The 25,196-nt window shown below is 62.6% G+C and carries 26 protein-coding genes and 1 tRNA gene; 15 read left to right on the forward strand and 12 right to left on the reverse strand.

Annotated elements, in window-relative coordinates; translation table 11 throughout:
* Window positions 1-29 precede the first annotated feature (29 nt).
* The 3 genes from pheT to ACZCWR_RS09565 all read left to right on the forward strand — a co-directional run bounded on the left by pheT (window position 30) and on the right by ACZCWR_RS09565 (window position 3,408).
* A complete protein-coding gene (pheT, locus tag ACZCWR_RS09555; protein ID WP_487300529.1) occupies window positions 30-2,462 on the forward strand; it encodes a phenylalanine--tRNA ligase subunit beta in 2,433 nt (810 codons plus the stop codon).
* Between the two features lie 65 nt (window positions 2,463-2,527).
* Entirely contained in the window at window positions 2,528-2,938 is a 411-nt protein-coding gene (locus tag ACZCWR_RS09560) for an integration host factor subunit alpha (RefSeq protein ID WP_487300530.1), read from the forward strand.
* A 92-nt stretch (window positions 2,939-3,030) separates the two neighbouring features.
* The gene (locus ACZCWR_RS09565) at window positions 3,031-3,408 is read left to right on the forward strand and encodes a MerR family transcriptional regulator (protein WP_487300531.1); all 378 of its coding nucleotides are present in this window, start codon (window positions 3,031-3,033) and stop codon (window positions 3,406-3,408) included.
* On the opposite strand, the gene ACZCWR_RS09570 is transcribed toward ACZCWR_RS09565, so the two are convergent.
* The 4 genes from ACZCWR_RS09570 to ACZCWR_RS09585 all read right to left on the reverse strand — a co-directional run bounded on the left by ACZCWR_RS09570 (window position 3,405) and on the right by ACZCWR_RS09585 (window position 5,576).
* A complete protein-coding gene (locus ACZCWR_RS09570; RefSeq protein ID WP_487300532.1) occupies window positions 3,405-3,812 on the reverse strand; it encodes a hypothetical protein in 408 nt (135 codons plus the stop codon). The two genes, ACZCWR_RS09565 and ACZCWR_RS09570, sit on opposite strands and share 4 nt — an antisense overlap.
* A 167-nt stretch (window positions 3,813-3,979) precedes the next feature.
* Window positions 3,980-4,056, reverse strand: a tRNA-Pro gene (locus tag ACZCWR_RS09575).
* 90 nt (window positions 4,057-4,146) lie between these two features.
* A complete protein-coding gene (locus ACZCWR_RS09580) occupies window positions 4,147-4,545 on the reverse strand; it encodes a hypothetical protein (protein WP_487300533.1) in 399 nt (132 codons plus the stop codon).
* A gap of 128 nt (window positions 4,546-4,673) precedes the next feature.
* Entirely contained in the window at window positions 4,674-5,576 is a 903-nt protein-coding gene (locus tag ACZCWR_RS09585; RefSeq protein ID WP_487300534.1) for a LysR family transcriptional regulator, read from the reverse strand.
* Between the two features lie 100 nt (window positions 5,577-5,676).
* Between ACZCWR_RS09585 and ACZCWR_RS09590 the strand changes: the two genes are divergently transcribed.
* Complete coding sequence (locus tag ACZCWR_RS09590) at window positions 5,677-6,087, forward strand: DoxX family protein (RefSeq protein ID WP_487300535.1); 411 nt, start codon at window positions 5,677-5,679, stop codon at window positions 6,085-6,087.
* A gap of 7 nt (window positions 6,088-6,094) precedes the next feature.
* Here ACZCWR_RS09590 and ACZCWR_RS09595 read toward each other — a convergent pair whose 3' ends face one another.
* A complete protein-coding gene (locus ACZCWR_RS09595) occupies window positions 6,095-7,018 on the reverse strand; it encodes a LysR family transcriptional regulator (protein ID WP_487300536.1) in 924 nt (307 codons plus the stop codon).
* Between the two features lie 17 nt (window positions 7,019-7,035).
* Window positions 7,036-7,836: an IclR family transcriptional regulator gene (locus ACZCWR_RS09600; RefSeq protein WP_487300537.1), complete on the reverse strand. Its 801-nt coding sequence runs from the start codon at window positions 7,834-7,836 to the stop codon at window positions 7,036-7,038.
* 199 nt (window positions 7,837-8,035) lie between these two features.
* Between ACZCWR_RS09600 and ACZCWR_RS09605 the strand changes: the two genes are divergently transcribed.
* Genes ACZCWR_RS09605 through pcaC form a run of 6 tightly spaced genes read left to right on the forward strand, consistent with a single transcriptional unit; the run spans window position 8,036 to window position 13,204 of the window.
* Window positions 8,036-8,728 (forward strand): 3-oxoacid CoA-transferase subunit A, encoded by a 693-nt coding sequence (locus ACZCWR_RS09605; protein ID WP_487300538.1) that lies wholly within the window; start codon window positions 8,036-8,038, stop codon window positions 8,726-8,728.
* 22 nt (window positions 8,729-8,750) lie between these two features.
* The gene (locus ACZCWR_RS09610; RefSeq protein WP_487300539.1) at window positions 8,751-9,407 is read left to right on the forward strand and encodes a 3-oxoacid CoA-transferase subunit B; all 657 of its coding nucleotides are present in this window, start codon (window positions 8,751-8,753) and stop codon (window positions 9,405-9,407) included.
* 31 nt (window positions 9,408-9,438) lie between these two features.
* Window positions 9,439-10,641, forward strand: coding sequence for a 3-oxoadipyl-CoA thiolase (gene pcaF / locus ACZCWR_RS09615; protein ID WP_487300540.1), 1,203 nt, complete (start codon window positions 9,439-9,441; stop codon window positions 10,639-10,641).
* A 2-nt stretch (window positions 10,642-10,643) separates the two neighbouring features.
* Entirely contained in the window at window positions 10,644-11,999 is a 1,356-nt protein-coding gene (locus tag ACZCWR_RS09620) for a 3-carboxy-cis,cis-muconate cycloisomerase (RefSeq protein WP_487300541.1), read from the forward strand.
* A gap of 23 nt (window positions 12,000-12,022) precedes the next feature.
* Window positions 12,023-12,814 (forward strand): 3-oxoadipate enol-lactonase, encoded by a 792-nt coding sequence (gene pcaD, locus ACZCWR_RS09625; RefSeq protein WP_487300542.1) that lies wholly within the window; start codon window positions 12,023-12,025, stop codon window positions 12,812-12,814.
* Window positions 12,815-13,204, forward strand: coding sequence for a 4-carboxymuconolactone decarboxylase (pcaC, locus tag ACZCWR_RS09630; protein ID WP_487300543.1), 390 nt, complete (start codon window positions 12,815-12,817; stop codon window positions 13,202-13,204).
* A gap of 71 nt (window positions 13,205-13,275) precedes the next feature.
* Here pcaC and ACZCWR_RS09635 read toward each other — a convergent pair whose 3' ends face one another.
* Together ACZCWR_RS09635 and ACZCWR_RS09640 are read right to left on the reverse strand one after the other, a co-directional pair.
* Window positions 13,276-14,553 carry a DUF3443 domain-containing protein gene (locus tag ACZCWR_RS09635; protein ID WP_487300544.1) on the reverse strand — a complete coding sequence of 426 codons (1,278 nt, stop codon included), beginning with the start codon at window positions 14,551-14,553 and terminating at the stop codon, window positions 13,276-13,278.
* 15 nt (window positions 14,554-14,568) lie between these two features.
* Window positions 14,569-14,988: a DUF2844 domain-containing protein gene (locus tag ACZCWR_RS09640; protein ID WP_487300545.1), complete on the reverse strand. Its 420-nt coding sequence runs from the start codon at window positions 14,986-14,988 to the stop codon at window positions 14,569-14,571.
* A 516-nt stretch (window positions 14,989-15,504) separates the two neighbouring features.
* On the opposite strand from ACZCWR_RS09640, the gene bamC reads away from it, so the two are divergent.
* Together bamC and ACZCWR_RS09650 are read left to right on the forward strand one after the other, a co-directional pair.
* Window positions 15,505-16,710: an NlpB/DapX family lipoprotein gene (bamC, locus tag ACZCWR_RS09645; protein ID WP_487300546.1), complete on the forward strand. Its 1,206-nt coding sequence runs from the start codon at window positions 15,505-15,507 to the stop codon at window positions 16,708-16,710.
* A 488-nt stretch (window positions 16,711-17,198) separates the two neighbouring features.
* Window positions 17,199-17,489, forward strand: coding sequence for a putative quinol monooxygenase (locus ACZCWR_RS09650; protein WP_487300547.1), 291 nt, complete (start codon window positions 17,199-17,201; stop codon window positions 17,487-17,489).
* Window positions 17,490-17,519: 30 nt separating this feature from the next.
* Here ACZCWR_RS09650 and ACZCWR_RS09655 read toward each other — a convergent pair whose 3' ends face one another.
* The 3 genes from ACZCWR_RS09655 to ACZCWR_RS09665 all read right to left on the reverse strand — a co-directional run bounded on the left by ACZCWR_RS09655 (window position 17,520) and on the right by ACZCWR_RS09665 (window position 20,341).
* A complete protein-coding gene (locus tag ACZCWR_RS09655; RefSeq protein WP_487300548.1) occupies window positions 17,520-17,780 on the reverse strand; it encodes a DNA-binding protein in 261 nt (86 codons plus the stop codon).
* Window positions 17,781-17,935: 155 nt separating this feature from the next.
* Window positions 17,936-19,528 carry a malate synthase A gene (gene aceB, locus ACZCWR_RS09660; protein WP_487300549.1) on the reverse strand — a complete coding sequence of 531 codons (1,593 nt, stop codon included), beginning with the start codon at window positions 19,526-19,528 and terminating at the stop codon, window positions 17,936-17,938.
* Window positions 19,529-19,546: 18 nt separating this feature from the next.
* Complete coding sequence (locus tag ACZCWR_RS09665) at window positions 19,547-20,341, reverse strand: haloacid dehalogenase type II (RefSeq protein ID WP_487300550.1); 795 nt, start codon at window positions 20,339-20,341, stop codon at window positions 19,547-19,549.
* 138 nt (window positions 20,342-20,479) lie between these two features.
* Between ACZCWR_RS09665 and ACZCWR_RS09670 the strand changes: the two genes are divergently transcribed.
* From ACZCWR_RS09670 to ACZCWR_RS09680, 3 genes are all read left to right on the forward strand, one after another.
* A complete protein-coding gene (locus ACZCWR_RS09670; RefSeq protein ID WP_487300551.1) occupies window positions 20,480-21,388 on the forward strand; it encodes a LysR family transcriptional regulator in 909 nt (302 codons plus the stop codon).
* Between the two features lie 260 nt (window positions 21,389-21,648).
* Window positions 21,649-22,779 carry an IS481 family transposase gene (locus tag ACZCWR_RS09675; protein ID WP_487300552.1) on the forward strand — a complete coding sequence of 377 codons (1,131 nt, stop codon included), beginning with the start codon at window positions 21,649-21,651 and terminating at the stop codon, window positions 22,777-22,779.
* A 255-nt stretch (window positions 22,780-23,034) separates the two neighbouring features.
* Complete coding sequence (locus ACZCWR_RS09680) at window positions 23,035-23,469, forward strand: universal stress protein (protein ID WP_487300553.1); 435 nt, start codon at window positions 23,035-23,037, stop codon at window positions 23,467-23,469.
* 94 nt (window positions 23,470-23,563) lie between these two features.
* On the opposite strand, the gene ACZCWR_RS09685 is transcribed toward ACZCWR_RS09680, so the two are convergent.
* Window positions 23,564-25,183, reverse strand: a complete 1,620-nt coding sequence (locus ACZCWR_RS09685) for a DEAD/DEAH box helicase (protein WP_487300554.1) — start codon at window positions 25,181-25,183, stop codon at window positions 23,564-23,566.
* Between the last annotated feature and the right edge of the window lie 13 nt (window positions 25,184-25,196).

Below are 25,196 nucleotides of genomic sequence, written 5' to 3' on the forward strand. Positions count from 1 at the left end.
ACTCCACCTCATTCCGAACGTAGACACACATGCAATTCCCTGAATCCTGGCTGCGCAGTTTCGTCGATCCGAAGCTCTCCACCGATGAACTCGCGCACGCATTGACGATGGCCGGTCTGGAAGTCGAAGACCTGCGTCCGGTCGCGCCGCCGACCAGCAAGATCGTGGTCGGTCAGGTGCTCGAAGTCGCGCGGCATCCGAACGCGGACAAGCTCAACGTGTGTCAGGTCGATGCCGGCACGGGCGAGACGCTGAACATCGTGTGCGGCGCGGCCAATGTGGCGCCGGGCATCAAGGTGCCGGTGGCGCTCGTCGGTGCGGCGCTGCCGCCGGCCGAAGCGGGCGCGGAGCCGTTCGCGATCAAGCTGTCGAAGCTGCGTGGTGTCGAAAGCCAGGGCATGTTGTGCTCCGCGCGTGAGTTGAAGTTGTCCGACGATCACAGCGGGCTGTTGATCCTGCCGGCCGATGCACAGGTCGGTCAGGACATCCGCGAAGCGCTCGATCTCGACGACACGGTGTTCGAAATCAAGCTCACGCCGAACAAAGCCGATTGTCTGTCGGTGTTCGGCGTCGCGCGCGAAACCGCCGCCATCACCGGCGCGCCGTTGAAGACGTTGGACATGCCGCCGGTCGAAGCCACGCTCGACGAAAAATTGCCCGTCAAGATTCTCGCGCCCGATCTGTGCGGCCGCTTTTCCGGTCGCGTGATTCGCGGCGTGAACGCGCATGCGAAGACGCCGCAATGGATGGTCGCGCGCCTCGAACGCTCGGGCATGCGCAGCATCTCGGCGCTCGTCGACATCTCCAATTACGTGATGCTCGAACTCGGCCGTCCGACGCACGTGTTCGACCTCGACAAGATTCACGGCGGCATCGAAGTGCGCTGGGGCAAGAAGGGCGAATCGCTCAAGCTGCTCAATGGCAACACTGTGGAACTGGATGAGCAGGTCGGCGTGATCGCTGACGATCGTCATGTGGAAAGTCTCGCGGGCATCATGGGCGGTGACAGCACGGCCGTCACGCTCGACACCACGAATATCTATCTCGAAGCTGCGTTCTGGTGGCCCGATGCCATCCGTGGCCGCGCGCGTCGTTATAACTTTTCGACGGACGCGGCGCATCGCTTCGAGCGCGGCGTGGACTATGCAACGACCGTCGAGCACATCGAGCGCATCACGCGGCTGATTCTCGATATCTGCGGCGGCAAGGCCGGTCCGGTCGACGATCAGATCACCAACGTGCCCGAGCGTCATCCGGTGAGCATGCGGGTGGCGAGGGCGCATCGCATCATCGGCGTGGAGATTGGCGCGGAAGAAATCGCGCAAATTTTCACGCGGCTGAATCTGGCCTTCGAGCGCGACGGCGATACCTTCAAGGTCACGCCGCCCGCGTATCGCTTCGATATCGAGATCGAGGAAGACTTGATCGAGGAAGTGGCGCGCATCTACGGTTTCGAGAAGATTCCGGCGCGCCCGCCCGTCGCGCGCAGCGAGATGCGCCGCACCGATGAGACGCGCCGTTCGATCCACACGCTGCGTCACGCGGTGGCCGCGCGCGATTACTCGGAGACCGTGAACTTCAGTTTCGTCGATGCGCAATGGGAGCAGGATTTCGCCGGCAACCACGCGCCGATCAAGCTGCTCAACCCGATCGCGAGCCAGCTTTCGGTCATGCGCACGACGCTGTTCGGCAGCCTGATCGAAGTGCTGCGCTATAACCTGAACCGGCGCGCGGACCGCATTCGTTTGTTCGAAGCGGGGCGCGTGTTCCTGCGCGATGCATCGGTGAAGGCGGGCGAACTCACGATCGAAGGCTACGCGCAACCGAAGATGATCGGCGCGCTGGCCTACGGTCCGGCGCTGGACGAACAATGGGGCGCGGCATCACGCAACGTCGATTTCTTCGACGTGAAGGGCGATGTCGAAGCGCTGTTCGCGCCGGTCGTGCCGCGTTTCGTGAAGGGCGAGCATCCGGCGTTGCATCCGGGACGAAGCGCACGTATCGAAGTGGCGGGGCGCGCGGTGGGCTGGATCGGCGAATTGCATCCGCGCTGGCAACAAAAATACGATCTGCCGAATGCGCCCGTGCTGTTCGAAATCGAAGCCGATGCGCTGATGGATCGCGCCTTGCCCGCGCCGTCCGAAGTGTCGAAATTCCCGCCCGTGCGGCGCGATATCGCGATCGTCGTCGATCAAAACGTACCGGTTCAGACGCTCCTCGACGAGCTGGAAAACGCCCGTTCGGAACCGGCTTGCAGGCACGTCACAAGGGTTGCGCTTTTCGACGAATTTCGTCCAAAATCAAACACTTCCGGCGGGTTAGGAGCGCGTGAGAAAAGTCTTGCCTTCCGTGTAACGTTGCAAGATACTGGCGGCACGCTACAGGACGAAACGGTCGACACGGCCATCAAAACGCTTGTGGATCGCCTGGCTCGAGTACACGGCGCGCGGTTGCGCGGATAGCCTGAAGTTGGCCCCAGCGTCTCAATCGCACAGTCTCAAATCGTCTTACGCGCCGTTTTACTGATATGAACCAAATGAACTCGAGTGATTTCGAAGCCCTTCTTTCGGCGCAGCGCAGCGCCATGAACCGAGATACCGCGACTTCGAACGGCGGCGCGTCCCCGGACACCCCGACGCTGACCAAGGCAGAACTAGCCGAGATGCTGTTCGACCATGTGGGTCTGAACAAGCGCGAGGCGAAGGACATGGTCGAAGCGTTCTTCGAAGTCATCCGTGACGCGCTGGAAAGCGGCGACAGCGTGAAGCTGTCCGGCTTCGGGAATTTCCAGTTGCGCGACAAGCCTCAGCGCCCGGGACGCAATCCCAAGACGGGCGAGGCCATCCCTATCGCGGCGCGGCGTGTCGTGACATTCCATGCAAGCCAGAAGTTGAAGGCGCTGGTCGAAACAGGCGCGGAGACAGAGCTTACCCGCTGACTGTCACGCTCAGGCCGCCGCGTGTGCGGCTCGTCGCGCTGTAAGACCGCCGTGCTTCAATCGACATCACCTATAACAATGGTTGATCGACGATGGAAAAAGTCGTCTTGCCCCCGATCCCGGCCAAGCGGTATTTCACGATTGGCGAAGTCAGCGAGCTGTGTGGCGTCAAGCCCCACGTGCTGCGCTATTGGGAACAGGAGTTCACGCAGCTCAGACCGGTCAAGCGGCGCGGCAACCGCCGCTACTATCAGCACCACGAAGTCTTGCTGATCCGGCGCATCCGCGAGTTGTTGTACGAGCAGGGCTTCACGATCAACGGTGCGCGTAACCGGCTCGATTCGCAGGGCCGTCCGACGAGTGACGAAGCCGACATGGTCGACGAGCCCACGCCGCAAGCTACGCCCGGTGTTGATGTGGACCGGCTGCGCCAGGACATTCTTCAGGTGATCGATCTGCTGGGCGGCTAGTCTTGCTCCGATCCGATTTCATGTGCCGCGATTCGAGCAAATCGATCGCGGCATTTTTTCGTCCGTACGATGGGCATGCGCGCGGTGGCGACCACTTGCAGCGATGGCCTTGGCGCGACCACATCCGCCGACCAGTAGACGATGCTCGGCCCCACGCCACAAGGCGGATAGACGCGCCAGTCATCGGCGCCGTGATGGAAGAAGTAGAGCGCGAAAGAACGGCTCTTTTCTCGTCCGCTGATGCAGATGTATCTGCCCGAGCCGGGGTAGATGCGGCCGAAGTGCGCGAGGCGCGCCGGTAACGATGGTTCGAGCCGTCTGGCGATCTCTGCGCGCAGGGAAGAGCCTGTGCGGGCAGTGGGGACGAGCCTCGGGTCAGGAGGCGCAACTGCTGGGGAGGACATCGCGCATTTCCTTATATGTCGCGTTAAGAGTAGAGCTTAAGTGGCTGACGGACAAGGGGAATATGGAGGGGGTTTGTGCGGAGGCGCGCAGAGGTGAAAAGACGGTCGCGAATCGTGCGTGCATGAAAAAACCCGCATCGGCTAGAGGCCAATGCGGGTTCATATTCTGGTCGGGGCGAGAGGATTTGAACCTCCGACCACCTGCACCCCATGCAGGTACGCTACCAGGCTGCGCTACGCCCCGAAAGAGCGAAATTATATCAGGCCGAATCGAAATGTAGAACTGCTTCCATCATTTTTGCTTGCAGGCCCGATGAACTCACTCGTCATCGGCTCAAAGCCGAAGTTCTGACTGCGTGTAGGGCGAAGTCTGAACCGTCACGGACGATTCGCCCGCGCCCGTCGCGCGTTCGATCTCCACGCGCTGACGCCGACGAAAGCGCATGCCCAGCCACAGCGCAATCACGCAAGGAATCAGGTAACTCGAAACTCGTTCGCTCCAGGCGCTACGCGACGCGATGCTCTCGTATTGCGTGCGGTCGTGAAAACTTGCCGAGGCGAACACCATCGTGAGCACGAAATCGAGCGTCATCGCAAGGAAGCAGAGCGCGAAGAACAGCAGCGCGCCGTTCCAGACCGGTTTGCGCTGACTAACGTTAAGCGTGCGGCAAATGAATAGGATCACGCCGAGAAGCGCGAGATTGAAAAGTAGCGGAAATAGTGGAAAGTCCATGCGTGCCTTGCTCGTGCGTGACGGGACGCGCTTTCGGGCAAGAAGGCGTGCAAATATGTCGCACGCATTTCAGCCAAAAGGCGGCGCGATCTTCACACGCGCAAAGCGATGCTTGAATAAGAGTATTCCTAATCAATGGAACTCGGTTGAGGCGCGCCCAGTGTCTCGGAAAGGAAGTCGATGAACGTCCGCACCTTGATCGTCATGTACTTGCGGCTCGTATAAACGGCGTACACGGACGGCGCAAAGGCCGCGTAATCGGGAAGCAGATGCACCAGCGCGCCTGTAGCCAGTTCCGGCTCGACGATCCAGGCAGGAAAATACGCGAGCCCGATGCCCGCGCGCACCAATTGCAACGCCATCGACGTATCGTTGGTCTTGAGCGCTGCTTTGTTCTTCACGGTGAATTCGCCGTCCGGCCCGCTCAGCGTGACGGTCTCGATATTCGTATAAGTCGGCAGCACCACGCGATGCCGCGCGATGTCCTCGGGATGCACCACCGGTCCATGCTTTTCAAGATAAGCGGGCGATCCCACCAGCACGAACGGCATGCTGCACAGCGGCCGGACGATCAGCGAAGGCGACGGCTCGGAGGTCGCGCGAATCGCCATGTCGTAGCCTTCCTCGACCAGATCCACAAAGCGGTTCTCCAGCCGCAAGTCGACCAGCACGCCCGGATACCGCGCCTGATACGCGACCAGCAAATCCGCGAACTTGCGATTGGCGAACCACCCCGGCGCGGTCACTTTCAGCACGCCGCGCGGTTGTGCCGTTTGCTCGCCGACAGCAGCCTGCGCCGCCTGCAGAATATCGAGCGCCTCGCTGCATTGCTCGTAATACACGCTGCCGGCCTCGGTCATGCTCAGATGACGCGTCGTGCGGTTCAGCAGCCGCACGCCCAGTTGACGCTCAAGATTCGCGACATGCTTGCTGGTCATCGCCGTGGAGATATCGAGACGCTCGGCCGCCTTCACGAAGCTGCCTGACTCGACGACCTCGCGGAACACGCGCAGGCTGGTGAGGGCATCCATCGATTCTTTCCTGAAGGGAAATAAAACGACAATATTAGCCGGATTTATCGATGACCACGGCTTGCCTAGACTCGAAGCATTCCAATCAGGAGCTTTCGACATGTCCACTCAGGCGCAATCACTCTCGTTCAGCACGCCGGCTTTGGCGAATTACGCGCAGGCCTTGCTGCGCATCGTCGCGGCGTATGTGATGTTGACGCACGCATCGGCCAAGCTCTTTCACGTTCCGCATATCGCGATGTTCGACGGCCTTCCGCTGTTCTCGCTGCTCGGCGCGGCGGGCGTGATCGAACTCGTCGGCGGCGTGCTGGTGCTGTTCGGCGTGTTCACGCGCGCGGCGGCGTTCGTGTTGTCGGGCGAACTGGCGTTTGCGTATTTCATCGGTCACGCGCCGCAAGGGCACGTGTTGCTGCCGCTGTTGAATCAGGGCGAACCGGCGGTGTTGCTGTCGTTCGTGTTCCTCTTCATCGCGGCGGCGGGGCCGGGCGCGTGGAGCATCGACAAGCGCTAGAGAGCGCTCACTTCGGCCATTCATCCATCTCGTCGTTGAACAACGAAGCGACGACACCGCGCAGCCATACCGTGCGCGGATCGTTATGAAACTTGCGATGCCAGTGCTGCTTCAGATCGAAGCGCGGCAACGGCAGCGGCGGCTCGGCCAGCGTGATCGATGCATGCTCGGCCACATACGCGAACCCGATCGCATGCGGCACCGTCGCAATGAGGTCCGTGCGCGACAGGATGAACGGCAGGCTCATGAAGTGCGGCGTTTCGAGCACGGCGCGACGTCGCACGCGTTCCTTGTCGAGATGATTTTCCAGCACTTCCTGGCTGCGTCCCTCGGCGCGCACAACCGCGTGTCCGCATTCGATGAACCGTTCCAGCGTCAACGGCTCGCGCGCGAACGGATGATCGCGCCGCATCAAACAAATGAAGCGATGCGAGAACAAGCGCTGTTGAAAGAAGTTGTTCCCGTGCAGATCCGGAAAATAGCCGACCGCCAGATCGATTTCACCCGCTTCCAGTCCACGTTCCACCTGTTCATGCGATGCCGACACCGAGCGCAAATTCGCCTGCGGCGCCTGTTGCGCGAAAGCCTGAAGCAGCCGCGGCAGAAACACGATTTCCCCGACATCCGACAGCGCGATGGAAAACGTGTCCGTGCTGGATAACGGATCGAAGTGCTGCGTATCGAGCAGACCACGCTCGATGCGCGACAACGCCTCTCGCGCGGCGGGCGCGAGTGCAAGTGCACGCGGCGTCGGTTCCATGCCGCGCGAGGTGCGCACGAACAGCGGATCGTTGAAATACTCGCGCAGCTTGCCGAGCGCCGTCGATACACGCGGCTGACTCACGCCCAGCCGTTCGGCCGCGCGGCTCACGTTGCGCGTCTCCTCGATGGCGACGAGGAACGGAATCAGGTTGAGGTCGAGGTCGTGCATGCGGCCGCCGTTCTCGCTCAGCCGCGCCGCGCGACCAGATCGGTCACGCGCTGCGCCGCGTCCTGCAACGGCTCCAGAAACGACTTCACCATCTGCTTCGCGCTCTTGCGCTGCGCATTGCCGCTGATGTTGAGCGCGGCGATCACACGTCCCTGACGGTCGCGAATGGGCGCGGACAGCGAAATCAGCCCTTCTTCCAACTCCTGATCGACCACCGCCCAGCCTTGACGGCGCACGGCGGCAATCGCTTCCGTGAGCGCATCGCGGTCGGTGAGCGTGCGCGGCGTGCGCGCGGTGAGATCGCTGGCATCGAGCGCGGCGTTCAGGCGGGCGTCGTCGAGCGCGGCGAGCAGCACGCGTCCCATCGACGTGCAGAAGGCGGGCAGACGGCTGCCGATCGACAGGTTCTGCGTGATGATCTTGTGCGTCGGCACGCGCAGCACGTAGACGATTTCTGCGCCGTTGAGCACGGCCGCCGAGCAGCTTTCGTGCACTTGCCCCACGAGGTCTTCCATCACCGGTTCGGCGAGGTTCCAGAAGGGCATCGACGTCAGATAGGCGAAACCCAGATCGAGAATCTTCGGCGTGAGCTGAAAGAGGCGTCCGTCCGCTTCGACATAGCCGAGCGCCTGCAAGGTCAGCAGGATGCGCCGCGCGCCCGCGCGCGTGAGGCCGGTGGCGGCGGCGACATCGGTGAGCGTTTGCGCGGGGCGAGTAGCATCGAAGGAGCGGATCACGGCGAGCCCGCGCGCGAACGATTGAACGTAGGCGTCGCCGGGACGCGTGACAGAGTCGGTATCGGGAAGGGAGTCCGTCATGTTCGACCTTGAGGGCAAAGGGAAACTCGGTACAAACCCGCAAAACGCAAGTGCTTCGTTGACACGACAACGAACGCAGGAATAACATGCCAATGTTCGCTAATCGAATCCATGTTCGCATATCGAACAAAGGGATGCAAGCGTCATTTCTCACCATCACCTCATTCATGTCCATGCTTCGCGCAGGAGAAGAACGGCAATGATCAACAAGATTTTCGACACGCTCGCCTCGTCCGTGGCCGATGTCCACGACGGCGCGACCATCATGATCGGCGGTTTCGGGACGGCCGGCATGCCCTCCGAACTGATCGATGCGCTCATCGAACAGGGCGCGCGCGAGCTGACCATCGTCAACAACAACGCGGGCAATGGCGATACGGGTCTGGCCGCGCTGCTCAAGGCGAAGCGTGTGCGCAAGATCATCTGCTCGTTCCCGCGTCAGACGGATTCCTACGTTTTCGATGCGCTCTATCGCGCGGGCGAAGTCGAACTCGAACTCGTGCCGCAGGGCAATCTGGCCGAGCGCATTCGTGCTGCGGGCGCGGGCATCGGCGGATTCTTCACGCCAACCGGTTACGGCACGAAGCTGGCAGAAGGCAAGGAAACGCGTGAGATCGATGGCAAGCACTACGTTCTCGAAGCGCCGCTGCATGCGGATTTCGCGCTCGTGAAGGCATTCAAGGGCGACCGCTGGGGCAATCTGGTCTATCGTAAAACGGCGCGCAACTTCGGGCCGATCATGGCGAGCGCCGCGAAAACCGCCATCGTGCAGGTGTCGAAGGTGGTGCCGCTGGGCGAACTGGACCCCGAGAATATCGTGACGCCGGGCATTTTCGTGCAACGCGTCGTGGAAGTGCCGCAAGCCGTGCACGCCGCCGAACTCGCCGCTTAAAAGTTAAGGAAGACAGACAGCCATGAAGAAACTTTCCCGTGACGAAATGGCCCGGCGCGTGGCCGCGGACATCCCCGAAGGCGCGTATGTGAATCTGGGCATCGGCGTGCCGACGCTCGTCGCGAATCATCTCGCGGCGGATCGCGAAATCTTCCTGCATAGCGAAAACGGCCTGCTCGGCATGGGCCCCGCGCCCGCCAAGGGCGAGGAGGACGACGAACTCATCAACGCGGGCAAACAACACGTCACGCTGCTGACGGGCGGCGCGTACTTCCATCACTCGGATTCCTTCGCGATGATGCGCGGCGGCCATCTCGACTTCTGCGTGCTCGGCGCGTTCCAGGTCTCGGCGACGGGCGACCTCGCCAACTGGCACACCGGCGCACCGGATGCCATCCCCGCCGTCGGCGGCGCGATGGATCTCGCCATCGGCGCGAAGCAGGTCTACGTGATGATGGAACTCCTCACCAAGCAGGGCGAGAGCAAACTCGTCGCCGAATGTTCGTATCCGGTGACGGGCGTGCAGTGCGTGGATCGCGTGTACACCGACCACGCCGTGTTCGATGTGACGCCGGACGGTTTCGTCGTGCGCGAAATGGTCGACGGCCTGTCCTTCGAAGAACTTCAGAAGCTGGCCAACGTGCCGCTTCAATACGTGCCGCTGTCCGAAGCGGCCTGAAAGAGCCTGAGAGATAACCTGGAGTCGACAGATGAAAGAAGCCTTCGTATGTGATGCCATCCGCACGCCGGTCGGCCGTTATGGCGGTTCGCTCGCTTCGGTGCGCGCCGACGATCTGGGCGCGGTGCCGCTGCGCGCGCTGGTCGAACGCAACAAGGAAGTGGACTGGGAAGCGGTCGAGGAAGTGATCTACGGCTGCGCGAATCAGGCGGGCGACGACAATCGCAACGTCGCGCGCATGTCCACGCTGCTCGCTGGTTTGCCGGTCGGCGTGCCGGGCACGACGGTGAACCGTTTGTGCGGTTCGGGCATGGATGCCATCGGTATCGCGGCGCGCGCCATCAAGTCGGGCGAGGCGGGGCTGTTGATCGCGGGCGGCGTCGAGAGCATGAGCCGCGCGCCGTTCGTGATGGGCAAGGCGACGAGCGCGTTCTCGCGTCAGGCCGAAATCCACGATACGACCATCGGCTGGCGTTTCATCAATCCGCTGATGAAGAAGCTCTACGGCGTCGATTCGATGCCGGAAACCGCCGAGAACGTCGCCGACGACTACAACATCAGCCGCGCCGATCAGGATGCCTTCGCGCTGCGTTCGCAGCAAAAGGCGGCGCGCGCGCAGAAGGACGGCACGCTGGCGCAGGAAATCGTCGCGGTGACGATTCCGCAGAAAAAGGGCGATGCGCTGGTCGTGGATAAGGACGAACATCCGCGCGAAACGAGTCTCGAAGCGCTGGCGAAGCTCAAGGGCGTCGTGCGTCCCGATGGCAGCGTGACGGCGGGGAACGCGTCCGGCGTGAACGATGGCGCGGTCGCCATGCTCATCGCCGATGAAGACAGCGCCAAGCGTCACGGCCTCACGCCGCGCGCGCGCATTCTGGGCGTGGCGACGGCTGGCGTGCCGCCGCGCGTGATGGGCATCGGGCCGGGTCCGGCGTCGCAGAAGTTGCTGGCGCGTTTGGGCATGACGATCGATCAGATGGACGTGATCGAACTGAACGAAGCGTTCGCCTCGCAAGGGCTCGCCACGCTGCGCATGCTCGGCGTCGCCGATGACGATGCCCGCGTGAACCCGAACGGCGGCGCGATCGCGCTGGGGCATCCGCTGGGCGCGTCCGGTGCGCGTCTGGTGACGACGGCGAGCTATCAGTTGCATCGCACGGGCGGGCGCTATGCGCTGTGCACGATGTGCATCGGCGTGGGTCAGGGCATCGCGATGATCATCGAGCGTGTCTGAGCATGTTCGAGGCCACGGGACGTCTCACGGATCTCATTTGCGGCAATCTCGCTGCAAATGAGGTCTGGTCGCCGCGCGCGACCGTGCAGGCCATGCTCGATGTCGAAGCGGCGCTGGCGCGTGCATCGGCGCTGCATGGCGTGATTCCGGCGAGCGCTGTGGATGCGATCGTCGCCGCGTGCAACGCCGATGAAATCGATGCCCACGCACTCATGACCGGCGCGGCGGCGGGCGGCAATCTGGCGATTCCGCTCGTCAAGCAACTCACGGCGGCGGTCAAGGCGAAGGACGCCGAAGCGGCGAAATACGTGCATTGGGGCGCGACGAGTCAGGACATCATCGATACGGGCGTCGTGCTGCAATTGCGCGCGGCGCTCGATTTGCTCGATGCCGATTTGTCCACGTTGGGCGTTGCACTCGCGCATCAAGCCAAAACCCATCGCGCGACGCCGATGATCGGCCGCACGTGGCTCCAACAAGCGTTGCCGATCACGCTTGGCCTTAAGTTCGCGCAATGGCTCGATGCTGTCACGCGTCATCGCGAGCGTTTGAGCGAACTAAAGGCGCGCGCGCTCGTGCTGCAATTCGGCGGCGCGGCGGGCACGCTCGCGAGTCTGCGCGACCGCGCGCGGCCGGTGGCGGCATCGCTTGCGGAGGACCTGAAGCTCGCGTTGCCCGCGTTGCCGTGGCACACACAGCGCGACCGCATCGCGGAAGCAGCGGCGTTTCTCGGCATGCTCACGGGCACGCTCGGCAAGATCGCGCGCGACATCTCGCTCATGATGCAGACCGAACTCGGCGAAGTCGCGGAACCGGCGGCGGCGGGCAAGGGCGGTTCATCGACGATGCCGCACAAGCGCAATCCGGTCGGCTGCGCGGCCGTGCTGACCGCCGCCACGCGCGCGCCGAATCTCGTCGCGACCGTTTTCGCGGGCATGGTGCAGGAGCACGAACGCGCGCTCGGCGGCTGGCAAGCGGAGTGGGAAGCGCTGCCCGATCTCGCGCGGCTCACGGCGGGCGCATTGTCGAATATCGTCGGCATCGTGCCGGACATGGAAGTGAACACCGAACGGCTCGCGGGCAATCTAAGCGTCACCAACGGCCTCGTGCTCGGCGAAGCGGTGATGCTCGCGCTGGGGGATGCCATCGGCCGGATGGACGCGCACAAGCTCGTGGAAGGCGCATCGAAGGCGTCGATTGCAAACGGCACGACGCTCGAAGCAGCGCTCGCCGCGAATGAAGCCGTCACGCGTCATCTGTCAGCGGAACAACTGAAATCGTTGCTCGATCCGGCGAACTACGTCGGACAGGCAAAAGAATTCGTCGATGCCGCCATCGCGCGTCACTCGCGCACGTGAACAAGAACAGGAGCGAAACCAGCATGCCTTTTGCCCAAGTCAACGGAATCCGGCTTCACTACCGCGCCGACGTCACGGCGGGCGACGACGCGCCGTGGCTCGTGCTGTCGAACTCGCTCGGCGCGGATGTCTCGATGTGGGCGCCGAACGTCGAAGCCTTCGCGAAGCAGTACCGCGTGTTGCGCTATGACACGCGCGGCCACGGCCAGTCGGACGTCGCGCCGGGGCCGTACACCATCGATCAGCTCGTCGGCGATGTGATCGGGCTGATGGACCATCTGAAAATCGAACGCGCGTATTACTGCGGGCTGTCGATGGGCGGGCTGACCGGCATCGGGCTTGCCGCGCGTCATCCGGAGCGGTTCAAGCGCGTCGCGCTGACCAACACCGCCGCGCTCATCGGCTCGGACGCCGTGTGGACGCCGCGCGCCGCGAAAGCGCGTGAACCGGGCGGCATGCCTTCGCTCACGGATGCGGTCATCGCGCGCTGGTTCACCGCGCCGTTCATCGAGCGCGAATCGCTGGTGCTGGCCGGCATCCGGGATGTGTTCCGTCATACCTCGGGCGATGGCTACGCATCCAACTGCGAAGCGATCCGCGATGCCGACCTGCGCGGCGAAGCGAAGGGCATCAAGCTGCCGGTATTGGTGATTTCCGGCACGCACGATCTCTCGACGACGGCGGAGCAGGGCCGCGAACTGGCGGGTTATATCGAAGGCGCGCGCTACGTCGAACTGGACGCGGCGCATCTGTCGAACATCGAAAAGCGCGACGAATACACGCGCACCGTGCTGGATTTTCTCGGAGAACACTAAATGACTGACGACGAACGCTACGAAGCGGGAATGAAGGTGCGCCGCGCCGTGCTGTCGGACGCGCACGTGGACCGGTCGCTGACCAATCGCTCCGAGTTGACGAGCGAGTTTCAGAATCTCATCACGCGTTATGCATGGGGCGAAATCTGGACGCGCGAGGGTTTGCCGCGTCATACGCGCAGCCTTTTGACCATCGCGATGATGGTCGCGCTCAACCGCAGCGAGGAACTCGCGCTGCACTTGCGCGCGGCCAAGAACAATGGCGTGACGCAGGATCAGATCAAGGAAGTGCTGCTGCAAACCGCGATCTATTGCGGCGTGCCGGCAGCGAATTCGGCGTTCCATCTTGCGCAGAAGATTTTCGAGGAAGAGGGCAAGGCGTCGGCCTGAACATGCGATGGGTTGTTGAAGGTAGAGAAGCCGCCGCCGGGAAACGGGCGGCGGCTTTTTTCATCGCGGCATCAGAACGCGTAGTACGGCCCGTTGCCTGCGGGCGTCACGCGGCCTTCCAACGCGGTGAAGATGCGGCGTCCGTAAAAGAACGGCAAGCCCCAGTCGAAGTAGCCACTGCCTGTGCCCGCCAGATTGTTAAAGGCGAAGTTGCCGCTGGCAAATAGTGTGGTCGAGCTACCGACCGTGAAGCTCACCGCCGCCGATGCCCCGCTCGTCGAACTGATGGCGGCGCTCAAGGTTTGCGGCGTCGCGGGGCAGAACCAGACGCCGCAGGTCGCGAGCGTTGTCGAGGGGAAGAACATCGCGTTCGAACCGCTGTCGATGAAGCTCGATCCGTAGTTGCTGCCGCCGAAGCTCGTGGACACGTATCCGCTCAGCGTGTTCGACGGCAACACCGTGGCCGAACCGAGCAGATTGTTCGATTGCGAGCCGATGCCGAAGATCATCGAACCCGTCACCGACGATGCGCCCGTCGCCGCCACGGCAGGCAGTTCGATCAGCACGCCGTTGTTGTCGGTGGCAAAGTTCGCGACCGGATTGGTGACTTGCTGCGCGACCGCGAGCGTCGCGTTGACGCAGTTGGACCCGATGCAGTTGTAGTACCAGCGTGGCATGGCGGACGCCGCGCAGCCCGCGCCGCAGTCCGCCGTGAACGGTCCGACGCCCAAAATGCCGTTGCCGCGCAGGCTGGACGCGGTGAGCATCGGCAGGCCGGATTGCGCGCAGTCGGTGGGCGCGTTGCCGGTGGCGGCATCCGCGATCAATTGCACGGATGTCGATGCCGCGTTTTGGCCCGCCATGCGGATATCGGCCTGACGCACTGCGCCCCATGTGTAGCCGGTGCCGAACACCGAGCATTCGCCGACGACCGCGTTCGCGTTGCTGGCCGGGACCGTTGGCAGCACGATCGACGGATTCAGCGCGGACGCGAGCACGCGCAATCCTTGCGAGCCGGTGTCCACCTGAATGTCGTCGATGGTCTGACAGGTGTTCGTGCCGGGCACGCAGATCGTCACGCTCGTTTGCAGCATGTTGCGCGTGTTGGTCGGCGTGCTGGAGACTTCGATGGCCTGTACGTTCGGTGTCGTCGATTGAACGACGGTGGTGTTCACGGGCGCGGGCGCGGGGCTTGTCACGACCGGCGTGCTTGCAGCGGGCGCGGGTGCGGGTGTGCTGGCCGGTGCGGGCGCGCTTGCTGATGCAGTGGTCGATCCGCCGCCGCCTCCGCCGCATGCGGCCAGGAAGAACGAGAGCGCGAGACTCGCAATGAAGATCGGTTTCGTCATGTCGGCCTCCGCGTGTCATTGAACGTCGTCGGCGGAGACGCCCGCCGGAAGCGCGCTCGCCAGCCACGCGCGTCCGCTGAACTCGCGCAGGCGAACGTGATTTTCGACGACGAGTTCGCCATCGTTGACACGCGCTGCATGCAATCCCGCGTCTCCAACCGATGCATTCGCGCCGCTTTTGAAGCGCGGAAAGTAAGCGCCGAGCAGCGCTTCGACATTCGGCATCGCGGGACCGCGCCATGTCACGCCATAGACGACGCCGCTCGAATCCACGTACTGACGCACCACGATGCCGTTCGCATCGGTGGTCTCCCGATAGCGCGCAAGCCCATCCTGCGAGCGATGCACGACCGCGCCGTTCGCTGCATCCGCGATACCGACGTTCGCGCCCAGTTGCGCATGACATGGCGTGCTCGCGACGAGCGCGATGGTCATCGAAAAAGCCGTTACCCAAGCGTGATTAGGAATTCTTATGGATTTCATCGTAGCCCTCTCTCGGTTTCAGAATTCTCGTATTTATGAGATGAGAAGTTTAGGACGAGTCCGATAGAAAGTGATACGCGCTTAGGAGGGGAGTTTTGTCGCCACTTCGGCGCTCGTCAGCGGCAATTCCTTTGAAATACAACGCGTTGCACAAACCGCTCGGGCAAATTGCCGATTTTCCTGTTTGTCACAAATTGTCAAATCGCGGCGAGACGTCTTAAATAGCAAAACGAAGCAGGCGAACCGATAGTTGTGCAGCGAATCGATACTTAAAAATACAGCATCGAAACGAAAGATTCGGATGCTAAAAAGCAGGTGAGCGGCACGCGCATAAACCACTCGCGAGCAGAAGAACATCGCGCTTGTCCGAGTCTTTTTGCACGTGGCTTCGCGGGACCGGTAAAATGCCGGGTTGATCCACGGAAGAACCACTGAACCACCGTGGCGTAGCGGAAGGAATTTCCAGACATGACAGAATTTCGTGTAACCAGACGGGTGGCTGCGCTGATGGCGGTAGCCGGAATCGTGGCGGGTTGCGGCACATCCTCTCCCGATGCGATGAACTACAGAAGCGACGGGCGCGCGAAGGAAGCGTCGCTGGCGGTCCCGCCGAATTTCCTCGACGAAGCCGCCGACCAGCGCTCGCTCGCGCCGCAAAACGGGCAAGCCACGCTGTCGGGCCTGCAACAGGTGCAGCAAACCGCGCCTTCGTTGCCGACCGTGGTTCCGCCCGTGCAGGGCATGCATATCCAGCGCGACGGCGCGGAACGCTGGCTCGTCGTCGATGGCAAGTCGCCGGATCAGGTGTGGTCGCAGGTGCGGCGTTTCTGGCAGGAGCAAGGCTTCCTGCTCGTGGTCGATACGCGCGACAAGGGCGTGATGGAAACCGACTGGAACGAAACGCATCCGCAGATTTCGGATGGTCTGATTCGCGACACGCTTTCCAAGGCAACGGGCAATTCGTATGTCACCGCCGAGCGCAACAAGTACCGCACGCGGCTCGAAAACGCGCCCAACGGCGGCACGTACGTGTTCATCAGCCAGAAGGGCATGCGCGAGGCGCTCACCGGCGTGAACAACGATCAGAGCCAGTGGCAGGCGCGTCCGAACGATCCCGCGCTCGAAAACGAATATCTGCGCCGTCTGATGTCATCGCTTGCGATGGCGGATTCGGGGCAAACGCCCGGTCAGGCGATTTCCGCCGCGCCGGCGGCATCGGCCAGCGGCGCGCAGGCAGCCAAGGCAGGCGATGCGAAGGCCGCAGCGGTCGCCGCGCAAAACGTCACGAACGCAAGCAATGCGCCGATCGGCAACGAACGTGTGCCGGAAGCGCAGAACGCGCAACTCACGCTGTCCGACGCTTTCGATCGCGCGTGGCTGCGCGTGGGCACGGCGCTCGATCGCGCGAATTTCACGGTGGACGACCGCGATCGCGCCAAGGGCATCTACTTCATCCGCTATGTCGATCCGAACGACAAGCGCTCCGCCGAACAGGGCTTCTGGAATCAGGTGTTCCATGGCCGCATCGACATGGTCGCCAAGCAGTATCAGGTGAACGTGCGCGCGGTCACGGAAGGGCAGACGCGCATTGCCATCCTCGACGACAAGGGGCAGGTGGATTCGTCGCCGCAAGCGCGTCAGATCATGGCTTTGCTGGCCGATCAGATCACCTGAACGTCGTTTTCGCACACGGAATCTGTCATTCCGCACAAAGCCGCCTCGATTTCGAGGCGGCTTTTTTCATGGTCCTTTCACGCCATGCGAACGTTGCGCGCATTCTGCGGAAAACCTTTGCGTAGACGCATGCAATGCGACGCTCGCGCTCGAATTGCGCAGACAATTCTTTTTATCCGGAAATGTGCGCAAAAGCTTATAAGAAACGACCGGTCGGACAGTACATTTGCATCAACGACGCGAATCGGTGAAAAGCAACGCATAACCTGCACACCGGACGCGCGCCACACGACAACCAAGATGATGGTTCGCGCTTTGCCGCGAACCCCGGTGGCCCCGTCGCCTATCCTCGTAGGGCGACGGTTTTTGCCCGCGTTTCGACAGAAGCGCGGGCTTTTTCTTGGGCGCGTGAATCGTATGGCTTCCGCACGCGTTTCAAGTCGTGCGGTTATGCTTCAAGCCGAACCATTCAACACGAGGAGATGCTCATGTCGGAAGTCGCCGTCTTCGCCATTTTCGTGGCCAAACCGGGCAAGGAAGAAGAACTGAGGGAAGTGCTGGAAGCGAACGTCGGGCCGACGCGAAAGGAAAACGGCGCGCTTCAGTACGACTTGCATCGCGACATCAAGGAGCCGCGCCGTTTCATGTTCTTCGAGCGCTGGGAAAGCGAAGCCGCGCTCGATGCACACGGCCAGGCGCCGCACATTCTGGCGTTCCGAGCGAAGGCGCCGGAACTGACGGAGCACGGCGAGGTGCATCGCGCGGCTAAGCTGCTTTGAGCCGCGCGTTGACGTAAGCCTGTGCGGGCGTCAGTGCGTTTCGTGCGGAACGTCGAGGATCAGGATGATGGTCCAGTCCGCATCGCCGTCATGGTGATACTGACGCTCGGCCACGATGAACGGCTGTTGCTTGCCCGACGGCCCGAGAAACAGCACATCGCCTTCCATCGGCAGACATTCGATCGGCGGCAGCGCGAGATACGCGTCCTTGTTCGCGCCGCGCGGCATCAATTTTTCGATCTTGCGCGATGCCGCTTCGGTCCATTCGATATCGAGCTCGATATTGCTCATGCTTTCGTTCGCACGCACGCGTGCGCTCCACGGTTGAAACGTTAAAAAGACGATGCGCAATGTAGCACATGCGATGCATCGTCCGTGGCGCGTCGGGCATGAAAAAAGACGGCCCGCGAGCCGTCTTCCATCGTGCATGAAAACAATGAACGCGATCAGATTTCTTCGTAGAGCGGCAGCGTCAGAAACTCGGTGAATTGTTCGGACGTGGACATCTCCACGAAGATTTTCGCGGCGCGTTCGTAGGGCTTGAAATCGCCGCTCACCGCGCGCTTGATCTTCTCCAGTTCGTCGATGACGATCTCGCGCACCATCGCGGCCGTGACCTTGCGGCCGTCGTCGAGTTTGCCCTTGGGCGAGCGAATCCATTGCCACACTTGCGAGCGCGAGATTTCGGCGGTCGCGGCGTCTTCCATCAGATTGTGAATCGGCACGCAGCCATTGCCCGCAAGCCACGAACCGAGATAGTGGACGCCCACGTTCACGTTGTTGCGCAGACCCGCTTCGGTGATCGGCGCTTCGGGGCGGAAATCGAGCAGATCGCTGGCCGCCACTTGCACATCAGGACGTTGTCTGGCGATTTGGTTCGGTGCATCGCCGAGCACGCGGACGAACTCCTCCATCGCGATGGGCACGAGACCCGGATGCGCGACCCAGCCGCCGTCGTAACCGTCGCCCGCATCGCGCGCCTTGTCGGCACGGACGCCCGCCATCGCGCGTTCGTTCGCGGCGGGATCGCTCTTGATGGGAATCAGCGCCGACATGCCGCCGATAGCCGGTGCATGGCGCTTGTGGCACGTCTTCAGCAGTTGCAGCGCGTAGGCGCGCATGAACGGCACGGTCATCGTGATCTGCGCGCGATCGGCGAGGCAGAAGTTTGGATCGTTCTTGAACTTCTTGATCGCCGAGAAAATGTAGTCCCAGCGGCCCGCGTTCAGCCCCGAACTATGTTCGCGCAGTTCGTAGAGAATCTCGTCCATCTCGAACGTCGCGAGGATGGTTTCGACCAGCACCGTCGCGCGAATCGTGCCGCGCGCGATGCCCACGCCTTCCTGCGCCGCGATGAAAATATCGTTCCACAGACGCGCTTCGAGATGGCTTTCCAGCTTCGGCAGATAGAAATACGGGCCGCTGCCGCGCGCGATCAGTTCCATCGCGTTATGAAACAGGAACAGCGCGAAATCGAAGATGCCGCCCGACACGCGTTGCCCGTCTACGGTGACGTGTTTTTCATCGAGATGCCAGCCGCGCGGACGCACGATCAGCGTCGCGACCTTGTCGCCCAGCGTGTACGACTTGCCGTTCTGTTCCAGCGAGATCGTGCGGCGAACCGCGTCCTTGAGGTTGATCTGCCCGGTGATCTGGTTGTCCCAGTTCGGCGCGTTCGAATCCTCGAAGTCGGTCATGTACGAATCCGCGCCGGAATTCAGCGCGTTGACGATCATCTTGCGCTCGACCGGCCCCGTGATCTCGACGCGGCGGCGTTGCAGATCCGCAGGCAGCGGCGCGACGCGCCAGTCGCCTTCGCGGATCGCTTTCGTCTCCGCGAGAAAGTCGGGACGCTCGCCCGCGTCCAGCCGCTTCGTGCGTTCGACGCGCGCGGCGAGCAACTGCTGGCGGCGCGGCTCGAATTGCCGATGCAGCGCAGCGACGAATGCCAGCGCCTCGGGCGTGAGGATCGTCTCGAAGCCGGGCTTGATGTCCGCAGTGATGGTCATGCCCTTGGGCAGCGTGAGCGATTGCGTCATGTTGTTCTCCTTGGTCGGTCAGACGGTTTTGCGTTTGTTGAGAAGACGTCGCGGCGGCGGAACCTGTTGCGTCCGGCAACCGCTTTCGATGAAGCCGATCAGGTCCGCCATGCCGCGCCCCATGCCGCGCGGCGTGACGCCGAGTTCCTCGATCGGCCGCTTGCCGCGATTGATCCAGAACGTGGTGTAGCCGAACCACGTCGCACCGGCGACGTTCCAGCCGTTCGACGACACGAACACGATGTCCCGCGCGGCGACGCCGAATGCGCGCGTGCCGAGCGCGTACGCGGCGGGCGCGGGCTTATAGGCGCGCACGGCATCGACGGAAAGGATGTGATCGAACAGGCCGCTCATGCCGGCGCTCTTGACGGCGATGTCGAGCATCGGCGGGCTGCCGTTCGAGAGGATCGCGAGCGGCATCTTGCGGCTCTCGCGCAGTTCACGCAGCGCGGGCACGGTATCGGGGAACGCGGACAGGCAGGCGTATTCGTCCATGAGCCGCTTTTCGGCGGCGCTCGTTAGCGATTCGGCCAGCTTCAGGCGCGCGGCGGCGTGGCGCAGGGCATCGACGGTGATGTCCCAGAACGGCGCGTAATGCGCACCGGACGGGTCGGCGAGCGTGCGCAACTGCGTGTATTCGATCTGCTTTTGCCGCCACAACAGCGAGAGCGCGTTGCCGTGTCCGGGGAACAACTGCTCGGCCGCCGCGACGACCGAATGGACGTCGAACAGCGTGCCGTAGGCGTCGAAAATCACGGCGCGAGGCATAAGCGATAAACCGGACGAGGTGGCGGGTGTCGTTATGGCCGACATGGCCGTGCGCTCCATTAAGAGGTCGAGGCAAATTCTATTCGTGATCTGGGTGATGGAAAAAGCGCCCACGAATCACTTGATCTTTTACTTTTACATACCTAATCTGTGCGCGAGACTCGTTAAGGACGCGCGAAACGCATGGACCGGTTCAAGCAGATCGAAACGTTCGCCTCGGTGGCGGCGAAGGGCAGTTTGTCGGCGGCGGCGCAGGCGGAGGGCATCGCGCCGGCGGTGATCGGGCGCAGGCTCGATGCATTGGAGGAACGGCTGGGCGTCAAGCTGATGGTGCGCACGACGCGCAAGATCACGCTGACCTTCGAAGGCTCGGCGTTTCTGGAGGATTGCCAGCGGATCATCGGTGAGATGCAGAACGCGGAGGCGAGCGTGTCGGCGGGCGGCGTGAAGGCGAGCGGGCATTTGCGCGTGTCGGCGCCAGCGGGGTTTGGGCGCAGGCATGTCGCGCCGCTGGTGCCTCGGTTTACTTCGCAGCATCCGGATGTGTCGGTGAGTCTGGATTTGACGGACCGTATGGTGGATCTGGTCAATGAGGGTTTTGACTGCGCGGTGCGTTTGGGGGAGTTGCCGGATTCGTCGCTGGTGTCGTTGAGGCTGGGTGATAACCGGCGGGTTTGCGTTGCATCGCCCGAGTATTTGCGCCGTCGCGGCGAGCCTAAGGATCTGGTGGCGCTTGCGCAGCACAATTGCCTGGCGCTCGGGGCATCGGCGAATCAGCAGCGTGGGTGGGTGTTTCAGGAGGGCGGGAAGGTCGTCACCATCAAGGTATCCGGCACGATGGAATGCTCCGATGGCGCGGTGCTGCATGAGTGGTGCATGGAAGGGCGCGGGCTGGCGTGGCGGTCATGGTGGGAGGTGGGCGCGGATATCGGCGCGGGGCGGCTGGTGAGTGTGCTCGATGAGTTTGCTGCGCCGGCTATCGGCATTCATGCGGTGTTTCCGCAGCGTAGGCATTTGCCGTTGAGGGTGAGGTTGTTTTTGGATTTGTTGAAGCATACGTATGGGGTGGAGGGGTATTGGGAGGGGGGGTGATTTGGTTTGGTGTTCTGATTATCGCCTGTAGGCTGCAGTACTTGCACCTGACAGACAGGGTTTGTTTTTGCTGTCGTTGCCGGGTTGATTTTGTTGTTCTTTCGCGCAAAGGGCTGTTGCAGATTGTGTTGTTTATTCAGTAGCCGCCTCCCCGGCGGGGGGGTAACTTTCTTTGCTGCTGTGTATAGACGGGAGACATCGCTGACAAACGTACGAGGACATGGTTGACACTTTCGGGTACTGAAACCCCGGTGCCGACCATGACTTGGAACACAAAAGACACGATGAGCCTGCGACAAGAATTCGTTCATTTGGCCTCTCAACACACCCTCACGATGACGGAGTTGTGCGAGCGCTTCAACATCAGCCGGCAGACCGGCTACAAATGGCTCAAGCGGGGTGAGCAGGCACTGGCCGATCGCTCGCGCCGTCCCGCCAGCAGTCCTTCGAAGAGCACTGAGGCCATCGAGCAGGAAGTGGTACGACTGCGTCTGGCCCATCCGTGCTGGGGCGGACGCAAAATCAGCCGACGCCTTCAGGATCTCGGCTTTGAAGGGGTGCCGCACCCCAGCACCGTGACCTCGATCCTGCATCGGCACCAACTCATCCTGCCAGCCGAGTCCGCGAGGAGCGAGCCCTGGAAGCGCTTTGAGCACGCGCAGCCCAACGCCCTCTGGCAGATGGATTTCAAGGGACACTTCGAGACGCTGGACAAGCAGCGCTGCAGTCCGCTGACCGTGCTCGATGACCATTCGCGCTTCAATATCCTGCTGCGTGCCTGTGGTCCGACCGACACCGCAGCCGTGCAGGCGGGGCTGTGCGAGGCGTTCGCACGGTATGGCTTGCCTGCGCGCATCAACACCGACAATGGTGCGCCGTGGGGCTCGCCCAGCAGTCCGGGGCAACTTACTGAACTGGCGGTGTGGCTGATCCGGCTGGACATCGGCATCAGCTACAGCCGGCCCTATCACCCGCAGACCAATGGCAAGGAGGAACGGTTTCACCGCACCCTGAAGGCCGAAGTCCTGAACGGGCGATGCTATGAGAACCTGGAGCGCGTGCAGGAGGCGTTTGAGCGGTGGCGCATCGTCTATAACTGCGAGCGGCCGCACGAAGCAATCGGCATGGCCACCCCCGAGAGCCGCTATCGGGCAAGCTCGCGCGCGTATCCCTCCATCCTGCGGGAGATCGAGTACGGCCCGGACGATGTGGTGATGAAGGTCAGATCGGGTGGGCGCGTGGACTTCGAAGGACGACGCATCAAGCTATCCAACGCGCTTTATGGGCTGCCGGTTGCGGCTCGTGCAAAGCCCGGTGAAGACGGGGTATTCGACTTGTGGTTTGCCCATCATCGGATACTGACACTTGACCTGAGGGACCCAAAAGCCTGACCATAAAACTGTCAACGATGTCCTCGTACATCTGTCAACCATGTCTCCGGTCTATACACTGCTGCAAAGAAAGTTACCCCCCCGCCGGGGAGGCGGCTACTGCAACAAAAGCCCAAACAACAGAAGCCCCTTGCACGACATTTAGACAGCAGCCCTTTACCTCACTCGACCAGCATTCCGTTGACACGAGAACGACCAATCCTACGCCGCCTGTGACTACAATAAACACGTGCCCCGACCTCCAAGGAGGACGCCATGTTCAAGCACATTCTGGTGCCGACCGACGGCTCCGAACTGTCGCAGAAAGCCATCGACGGCGCGATCGACCTTGCGCAATCCGTCGGCGCGCGCATCACGGCTTATGCCTGTCTGCCTCAATACCCGTATTCCCCTTTCGCGGATGTCGCCATCGAACCGCCCGACGATTTCCACGCGCGCGCCGAAAACGAAGCGCGCGAACACCTTCGCGCGGTCGAACGCGCCGCGCAGAACGCCGGCGTGGCGTGCGCGAGCGTGACCAGCGTCGAGGCCGCGCCGTACCTAGGGATCATCGAGACGGCGGTGCATCAGGGATGCGATGTCATTCTCATGGCGTCCCACGGACGGCGCGGACTCGGAAGCCTGCTGATCGGCAGCGAAACGCAGCGCGTGCTGACGCACACGAAGATTCCGGTGATCGTTTATCGCTGAATACGCGAAACGCAGACGAAAAAAAGCCGATGCACAAGGCACCGGCTTTCTTGAAACAGCACGGAAGCGGCATAAAGCCGCCTCGTCTTAACGCTTAGCTGCCACGACGCGGAGCACGCGGGCCATCGTTGCGGCGCGCGCCGTAACCACCTTCGCGCTGACCGTAGCCGCCTTCGCTGCGACCGGCGCCATCGCGATTGCCGCCGCGATAACCGCCCTCACGGAAGCCGCCTTCGCGCGAACCGGCACCGGCACCCGCGCTCGACTTGTTGGCGTAACCGCCGCCGCCGTTGCCCGAACCGAAGCTGCGACCGCCGCTGTTGCCACCACCGTTACCGCCAAAACGACGGCCGCTGTTGCCATTGCCGCCGCCCGGACGACCACGGCCGCCGCCGAAACCGCCCTTCGGCGGCGCCTTGCGCGGCTCGAAGCCGACCACGACGTTCACCGGCAGCGGTGCACGCACAAAACGCTCGATGCGCTTCAACGCGCCCATTTCGGCGTAGTGCACGAGGCTGACCGCCGTGCCGCTACGGCCCGCGCGGCCGGTCCGGCCGATACGGTGCACATAATCTTCCGCGAACTTCGGCAGATCGTAGTTGAACACGTGCGTGATACCCGGAATGTCGATGCCGCGCGCCGCGACATCGGTCGCGACCAGCACGCGCACACGACGCTCGCGCAGCGCACGGATGGTACGGTTACGCGCGCCCTGCGGCAGATCGCCGTGCAGCGCGGCGGATTCGAAGCCCGCATCGGCGAGACGATTGGCGATGAGATCGGCATCGCTCTTGGTCGCCGTGAACACGATGGCCTGATCCAGTTCTTCGCTGCGCAGCAGATGGTCGAGCAGACGATCCTTGTGATCGCGGTCATCGACGTAATGCACGGTTTGCGCGATGTTGTTCTTCGCTTCGAGCTTCTGCACGATCTCGATGCGCTCCGGGTCCTTCAACAGACGGCCGGTCAGCGACGCGATCTTGCCGTCGATGGTCGCCGAGAACAGCAACGTCTGACGCGTGGCGGGCGTGGCGGCCACGATGGTTTCGATGTCGTCGATGAAGCCCATGTCCAACATGCGGTCGGCTTCGTCGAGCACGAGCATGTTCAGACCCGACAGGTCGATACGGCCGCGTTCGAGGTGATCGAGCAAACGGCCCGGCGTGGCAACCAGAATTTCCGGGTTTTTGGCGAGCAGCATCAACTGCTGGCCGTACGCGACACCGCCGAGAATGCTGACGGTGCGCAGACGGCGCAGATGCTTGCCGTACGTGGTCGCGGCGGTGGAAACCTGCATCGCGAGTTCGCGCGTCGGCGTGAGCACGAGCAATTGCGGACGGGCGACCGGCATCGGGCGGCGCGCAGGGCGGGCGTTTGCATCGCGCGGGGCGCGCGGTTGCTGCGCTTCCTGCTTTTGCATCTGCGAGAAACGCTCGATGGCGGGCAGCATGAACGCTGCGGTCTTGCCGGAGCCGGTCGGGCTGGACACGAGCAGGTCGCGTCCGGCGAGTGCGGCGGGAATCGCGCGCTGCTGCACGGGCGTCGGGCTTTGATAGCCGGCGCCGGTCAGTGCGGAGACGATTTCGGCGCACAGGCCGAGGGATTCGAAAGTGGGGCCGGTCGGCTCTGCCGGAGCGGCTGCGGGTGCATCAGTGGTGCCGAGTGCTTGTGCTGCGAGAGTTTCCAACGGGCTGGGGGTGAAGCTCGAAGTCATGTCGATCCTTGAA

It is taken from the genome of Caballeronia sp. A2-2, assembly GCF_057612605.2.

Excerpts from the sequence above, each read along its gene's own strand:
- pheT (WP_487300529.1), top strand. The coding sequence starts at position 30 with ATGCAATTCCCTGAATCCTGGCTGCGCAGTTTCGTCGATCCGAAGCTC.
- ACZCWR_RS09560 (WP_487300530.1), top strand. The coding sequence starts at position 2,528 with ATGAACCAAATGAACTCGAGTGATTTCGAAGCCCTTCTTTCGGCGCAG.
- ACZCWR_RS09565 (WP_487300531.1), top strand. The coding sequence starts at position 3,031 with ATGGAAAAAGTCGTCTTGCCCCCGATCCCGGCCAAGCGGTATTTCACG.
- ACZCWR_RS09570 (WP_487300532.1), bottom strand. The coding sequence starts at position 3,812 with ATGTCCTCCCCAGCAGTTGCGCCTCCTGACCCGAGGCTCGTCCCCACT.
- ACZCWR_RS09580 (WP_487300533.1), bottom strand. The coding sequence starts at position 4,545 with ATGGACTTTCCACTATTTCCGCTACTTTTCAATCTCGCGCTTCTCGGC.
- ACZCWR_RS09585 (WP_487300534.1), bottom strand. The coding sequence starts at position 5,576 with ATGGATGCCCTCACCAGCCTGCGCGTGTTCCGCGAGGTCGTCGAGTCA.
- ACZCWR_RS09590 (WP_487300535.1), top strand. The coding sequence starts at position 5,677 with ATGTCCACTCAGGCGCAATCACTCTCGTTCAGCACGCCGGCTTTGGCG.
- ACZCWR_RS09595 (WP_487300536.1), bottom strand. The coding sequence starts at position 7,018 with ATGCACGACCTCGACCTCAACCTGATTCCGTTCCTCGTCGCCATCGAG.
- ACZCWR_RS09600 (WP_487300537.1), bottom strand. The coding sequence starts at position 7,836 with ATGACGGACTCCCTTCCCGATACCGACTCTGTCACGCGTCCCGGCGAC.
- ACZCWR_RS09605 (WP_487300538.1), top strand. The coding sequence starts at position 8,036 with ATGATCAACAAGATTTTCGACACGCTCGCCTCGTCCGTGGCCGATGTC.
- ACZCWR_RS09610 (WP_487300539.1), top strand. The coding sequence starts at position 8,751 with ATGAAGAAACTTTCCCGTGACGAAATGGCCCGGCGCGTGGCCGCGGAC.
- pcaF (WP_487300540.1), top strand. The coding sequence starts at position 9,439 with ATGAAAGAAGCCTTCGTATGTGATGCCATCCGCACGCCGGTCGGCCGT.
- ACZCWR_RS09620 (WP_487300541.1), top strand. The coding sequence starts at position 10,644 with ATGTTCGAGGCCACGGGACGTCTCACGGATCTCATTTGCGGCAATCTC.
- pcaD (WP_487300542.1), top strand. The coding sequence starts at position 12,023 with ATGCCTTTTGCCCAAGTCAACGGAATCCGGCTTCACTACCGCGCCGAC.
- pcaC (WP_487300543.1), top strand. The coding sequence starts at position 12,815 with ATGACTGACGACGAACGCTACGAAGCGGGAATGAAGGTGCGCCGCGCC.
- ACZCWR_RS09635 (WP_487300544.1), bottom strand. The coding sequence starts at position 14,553 with ATGACGAAACCGATCTTCATTGCGAGTCTCGCGCTCTCGTTCTTCCTG.
- ACZCWR_RS09640 (WP_487300545.1), bottom strand. The coding sequence starts at position 14,988 with ATGACCATCGCGCTCGTCGCGAGCACGCCATGTCATGCGCAACTGGGC.
- bamC (WP_487300546.1), top strand. The coding sequence starts at position 15,505 with ATGACAGAATTTCGTGTAACCAGACGGGTGGCTGCGCTGATGGCGGTA.
- ACZCWR_RS09650 (WP_487300547.1), top strand. The coding sequence starts at position 17,199 with ATGTCGGAAGTCGCCGTCTTCGCCATTTTCGTGGCCAAACCGGGCAAG.
- ACZCWR_RS09655 (WP_487300548.1), bottom strand. The coding sequence starts at position 17,780 with ATGAGCAATATCGAGCTCGATATCGAATGGACCGAAGCGGCATCGCGC.
- aceB (WP_487300549.1), bottom strand. The coding sequence starts at position 19,528 with ATGACGCAATCGCTCACGCTGCCCAAGGGCATGACCATCACTGCGGAC.
- ACZCWR_RS09665 (WP_487300550.1), bottom strand. The coding sequence starts at position 20,341 with ATGTCGGCCATAACGACACCCGCCACCTCGTCCGGTTTATCGCTTATG.
- ACZCWR_RS09670 (WP_487300551.1), top strand. The coding sequence starts at position 20,480 with ATGGACCGGTTCAAGCAGATCGAAACGTTCGCCTCGGTGGCGGCGAAG.
- ACZCWR_RS09675 (WP_487300552.1), top strand. The coding sequence starts at position 21,649 with ATGACTTGGAACACAAAAGACACGATGAGCCTGCGACAAGAATTCGTT.
- ACZCWR_RS09680 (WP_487300553.1), top strand. The coding sequence starts at position 23,035 with ATGTTCAAGCACATTCTGGTGCCGACCGACGGCTCCGAACTGTCGCAG.
- ACZCWR_RS09685 (WP_487300554.1), bottom strand. The coding sequence starts at position 25,183 with ATGACTTCGAGCTTCACCCCCAGCCCGTTGGAAACTCTCGCAGCACAA.